This is a genomic window from Kitasatospora sp. NPDC059571 (assembly GCF_042735675.1).
Taxonomy (GTDB): domain Bacteria; phylum Actinomycetota; class Actinomycetes; order Streptomycetales; family Streptomycetaceae; genus Kitasatospora.
This window is the reverse complement of record NZ_JBHWBW010000179.1, coordinates 1-273: the sequence shown is the minus strand read 5'-3', so window position 1 is coordinate 273 and position 273 is coordinate 1. Positions and strand designations below refer to the sequence as shown.

Annotated in this window: 1 pseudogene; it reads left to right on the top strand. The window is 74.7% G+C overall.

Annotated elements, in window-relative coordinates:
* Nucleotides 1-273 (top strand): annotated as a pseudogene (locus tag ACFV0G_RS20525) (MFS transporter); the annotation flags it as partial.

Genomic DNA, 273 nt, shown 5'->3' with positions numbered 1-273 from the left:
GCGGGGACCCCCCCTCCGGCGTTCTGTGGGTGTCCCCCCCCGACTCCCCCGCGCTCGCCATCCCGGGCTTCGCCCTGATCGGCATCGGCATCGCGGTCGTGGTGCCGCTGGCCTTCGCGGCCGCCGGCAAGTCGGGCTCCAACGCCAGCCAGGCCATCGCCGGTGTCGCCACCGTCACCTACACCTCCGGGCTGGTCGCGCCCGCCGTCATCGGCGGCATCGCCCAGGCCACCTCGCTGACCGTGTCGTTCGCCGTGGTCACCGTGCTGGTCG